Source organism: Halomonas sp. KM-1 (assembly GCF_000246875.1).
GTDB lineage: Bacteria > Pseudomonadota > Gammaproteobacteria > Pseudomonadales > Halomonadaceae > Halomonas > Halomonas aerodenitrificans.
Map to the genome: position 1 here is coordinate 1 of NZ_BAEU01000057.1, position 3657 is coordinate 3657.

A 3657-nucleotide genomic window follows, 5' to 3' on the forward strand; every position below is an offset into this window, starting at 1 on the left:
TTTATATTTAAATTAATTACTCGAGGGTCACCAGCATCGGGCAATGTTAATGGAAGCATTTGCGCAGGCCGACCATTGCCAGGAGGTAATATAGAGCACTTTGCCCCCATCTCAACGCCGAGATTTGCTAAGCTTGCACAGGAGTCTAAGCTCAGATTTTCAATCCATGTGCCATTCCACTCGATAGATTTGTAAAGAAAGGGAGTCTGGCCGTATAAGCTTAAAATATACATAACTAAATCGCGAGATTTTGTGATATTCACAGGGCTGCCCTCTACATTAATCCAAATAGTGGAGGGCACCTTTAGCCAAGTTTCGCCTGTCACCATCGCTGCTGTACAATCTGATGCACCCATTCCTAGTGACAGGCATTGAGCTGCACCGCCTGTACAAGTATGGGAATCAGAACCTATAACAATTGTCTTTGGCTCATACCACCCTTCTTCAAGAGCAACGACATGGCTGATTCCACTTCCTGCTCTAAAAATTTTTAGTCCAAGAGATTCTGCAAATTCTTCTGCTTCCTTTAATCTATCCGCAATGTGTTTATCTGGAGCTAATACAGAATGGTCGAAGAAAACCCCGATGCGTTGTGCATCAAATACCGTTTTGAATCCGTATTTTTTAAATAATTTACTTATTGTTGGGGTGTTCCCATCCTGAAGATATATTCTGTCAACTTTTACTGTAACTAGATCACCCTCTTCGACTGATTCCCGATCAGCATGCTGAGTTATAACCTTCTCTACAAAAGTGGCAGGCAACTTATTCATGGGGTTGCCTCCGCCTCATCCTGTAGGTTTTTATATATGTTGGAAAGTTGCTCTGGCGTCAGAGCTCCACCCTGATAGGTAGACACCTCTCTAACTTTTACTAAACACATAGACAGTAAATCATCTCGAGGTATTATTCCTTTTTCTTCCAATGTATTACGTAGCGTTGCTCTTCCTGAGTGCTTTCCGATAACATATCGGCGTTGATTTCCCACCACTTCAGGCGGAAATGGCTCGAAAGTGGATGTGTCTTTCAGCATACCGTTGACATGGATCCCAGATTCATGCGCGAAAACATTCTCTCCAACAACTGGTTGCCACGCGGGAAGTGGTTGGTTACTGGCTAGAGAAACTAGGTCTGATAAAGCTTTAAGATGTGTAGTCCTTATTCCGACATCTCGCCCATATAAAAATTTTAGCGCTAAAGTCATCTGTGCGAGATCTGGCATGCCAGCTCTTTCGCCCATTGAGTTAACGCAAACATGAAAATATTTTGCTCCAGCACGTAGACCAGCTAAAGTATTAGCTACTGCTAATCCAAAATCATTATGGCAGTGGCACTGAGTGTCTATAGACGAAACCTTGCTTACAGCCTCAACTCGCCTACCATATTCCTCAGGTGATAGCACTCCTATTGTATCTGATAGGCGAAGTCGATCAGCACCAGCTTCTTCTACTGCGATGGCATATTCTTGTAAGAATGGGATTTCAGTTCGGCCAACATCTTCTGCGCTTATTGAAACGAAGGCACCGCGGTCCTTCGCGTATTTTACGAGTTCTTTAGCTGTGCCGACTAGCCACTCTGCGCTCTTGCCAACGCTTCCTTTTAGATGCTTATCAGAAGTTGGCAAGCCAATATGTATGGCATTAAATCCTAAGTCAAGAGAATAGCATATATCTTCTTTGATACCTCTGTTCCATCCAATGAGATTTACTTCATTTTTTCTCTCTAGCATTTCTTGGATTGTACTTACTTCCTCCCCCTTCATGGCTGGAATACCTGGCTCTATCCATTTCACTCCTGCATCTATTAATGCATTAAATATTTTTATTTTTATTTCTTTTCTGAACGCTACGCCAGGAGCTTGCTCTCCATCTCTTAGAGTTGTATCTTCCAAAACGATGTCGTGTCGCATTTTTATTCTCCGAGTAACCAATTAATAAATATACATGACGAGGTGTAATTCGGGGTCGAATCAAGGTTTTTTTGTTGCTCAGCTTCGGTATAGCCAAAGAACCCCCACCTTTCACTGTACTTTCGGACAGTCGAAAAAAATGATAGCAAGCTATTATTCTGAAGTGGCGGCAGCAGCAAGTATGCGATTTAGTTGGTGCCTGATCTTGGGGATTTAATAATTTATTCATGATTGCTTGCGCCTTACTAGATAATAGGCGTAGAGCACTGGAGAAATGAAGGAGGAGTTAATGATGATGGAAAAAAGCGGAGTGGAAAACTGTCTTAATGTACTTTTAAGTAATTACAGCGATATTGAGAATCTGATGTTAGAACAGATTTTCAGCATCAGAAAAATTTCTTTTATCGATCGTAGAGGATGGTGTATTGACAGTTATGATGGTGGCGAGCAGGAAAGTGATAAGTATGATGATGACTTGGCATATTATATATACGTCGTTGAAGGGAATAAGCTAACGGGATGTGTTCGGCTACGACCATCACTATGCAGTACGTTGCTTTCGCAGACATTTAGTTGCTTAAGAGCAATCAGCTCAATTGAAGCTGTTAATAAAGCATGGGAGGCATCACGGTTCTGCTTATTAAGGCCTAGTGCGCCCGAGGGGAAACCATTAAGAGTTAGGGGAGGGCTTGATAAAAGAACATTGTCCATGTTTATAAAAATGATCGAATTTTCCAAAATAAAAGATATTGACTTTTATGAAGTTATTGTAGATCAAGCAATGCTGAAAATTATAAATTTCTCAGGGTGGGAGTATGCACTAGTAAATGAAGATAAAATAAAATTCGGTGCTCCTGTGTTTTATGTTCATCTACATTGTAATAGTAACAGTTTGTCTAATCTCAAGAAAAAACTATTGGGTGATTAGCTATGATTCACAAATAGTCTCTCCAAATGGCCAAGGCTATAGCTTGCTTTATGTTGCAGGCGTTTAATTTTGTCATTGCTGTGGAGAGATGATATTTTACTGTTCTTTCGCAAATATTCATTATCAGTGAAGTTTCATGGCAAGTCTTTCCAAGTGAGGCCCAGTGCAAGCACTCTCTTTCATTTTCATTTAAGTCCATTCCGGTGTCAGTTTGCATTGAAAGGGGGCGATAGATATGCGCAAAATAAGATAAGGTAATTATTGTTTCAAAGTTTTTTTTGATCAGGTTGTTTATATTGGGATAATCCTCTGGAGCCGAAAGATTAATAGCTCCATAAGAAAATCCAGGATCATGGAAAGGGATAGTAAAACCCTGAGAAATTCCATAGTTTTTTGAATCAATAAATATTTCAGAATGTTTTTTGTTTATATTCTCCCATTCGAAGGGTGAAGAAGTATGGGCTGCAGTTGTGATTACTGGGTCTAGCTTATGTAATTTCCTGTCTGTATATATACTTACCCATTGCTCAGGATAATTGGTTTTTATTGATATTGCATAGTCATAACTAAAATCTTTATATATGTAGGTGTAGGCAAAATAAGGTATGTCAAATTTTCCAAAATATTCTCCTAATATTTCCGGATAGTTTCCTTCGCTGCATTTTGTTAGGTAATCCTTAAATTCTTCCAACATTTTATTTGTATTCATGTCAGTGTTCTCGCTGGAGATTTTAAGTTATTGTTTTGGATTTTTGTGGAGCTGATAAATATTTATTTAGAAGTGGTTGTTTTGATAAAAACCGGTTGTAGTCGTGGTGAG

4 protein-coding genes are annotated in these 3657 nt (G+C 39.6%); 1 reads left to right on the forward strand and 3 read right to left on the reverse strand.

Translation table 11 applies throughout. The annotated features are described in order from the left end of the window. A partial coding sequence (locus B8115_RS05590; protein ID WP_202949060.1) for an aconitase family protein occupies window positions 1–773 on the reverse strand: 773 nt, incomplete at its 3' end. Then, window positions 770–1909 carry a hypothetical protein gene (locus tag B8115_RS05595; RefSeq protein ID WP_083861782.1) on the reverse strand — a complete coding sequence of 380 codons (1140 nt, stop codon included), beginning with the start codon at window positions 1907–1909 and terminating at the stop codon, window positions 770–772. The genes B8115_RS05595 and B8115_RS05590, both read right to left, overlap by 4 nt. 289 nt (window positions 1910–2198) lie before the next feature. Here B8115_RS05595 and B8115_RS05600 point away from each other — a divergent pair, with 289 nt between their 5' ends. Next, the gene (locus tag B8115_RS05600) at window positions 2199–2837 is read left to right on the forward strand and encodes an acyl-homoserine-lactone synthase (protein ID WP_158409640.1); all 639 of its coding nucleotides are present in this window, start codon (window positions 2199–2201) and stop codon (window positions 2835–2837) included. Window positions 2838–2844: 7 nt separating this feature from the next. Here B8115_RS05600 and B8115_RS05605 read toward each other — a convergent pair whose 3' ends face one another. Continuing rightward, complete coding sequence (locus B8115_RS05605; protein WP_083861784.1) at window positions 2845–3546, reverse strand: LuxR family transcriptional regulator; 702 nt, start codon at window positions 3544–3546, stop codon at window positions 2845–2847. Window positions 3547–3657 lie beyond the last annotated feature (111 nt).

Coding starts and splice junctions, on each gene's coding strand:
- B8115_RS05595 (WP_083861782.1), bottom strand. CDS start 1,909: ATGCGACACGACATCGTTTTGGAAGATACAACTCTAAGAGATGGAGAG.
- B8115_RS05605 (WP_083861784.1), bottom strand. CDS start 3,546: ATGAATACAAATAAAATGTTGGAAGAATTTAAGGATTACCTAACAAAA.
- B8115_RS05600 (WP_158409640.1), top strand. CDS start 2,199: ATGATGATGGAAAAAAGCGGAGTGGAAAACTGTCTTAATGTACTTTTA.